This is a genomic window from Mesorhizobium sp. M1A.T.Ca.IN.004.03.1.1 (genome assembly GCF_003997555.1).
Taxonomy (GTDB): domain Bacteria; phylum Pseudomonadota; class Alphaproteobacteria; order Rhizobiales; family Rhizobiaceae; genus Mesorhizobium.
This window is the reverse complement of the sequence record NZ_RZTV01000564.1, coordinates 1-259: the sequence shown is the minus strand read 5'-3', so window position 1 is coordinate 259 and position 259 is coordinate 1. Positions and strand designations below refer to the sequence as shown.

Annotated in this window: 1 protein-coding gene; it reads right to left on the bottom strand. The window is 64.9% G+C overall.

The window, feature by feature from the left end:
• On the bottom strand, positions 1–259 hold a 259-nt coding region (locus EOD29_RS32895), incomplete at both ends, for a molybdopterin-dependent oxidoreductase (RefSeq protein WP_164764002.1).

The window sequence follows — 259 nt, the reverse complement described above, 5'->3', positions numbered from 1 at the left end:
CCATGAACAGCGCGACGTCGCCGTCCGGGCGGATTGCCAGATGCAGGTCGGCGATATCGCATGTCATCGTCCGGCGCGGATCGATGACAACGATGCGCATGTTGGGTCGTGCCGCCTTTGCGGCGGCAAGCCGCTGGTAGATGACAGGGTGGCACCAGGCGAGGTTGGAGCCGGTCAGGACCACCAGATCGGCAAGTTCGAGATCCTCATAGGTTCCGGGCACCGTATCGGCGCCGAAAGCACGGCGATGGCCGGCGAC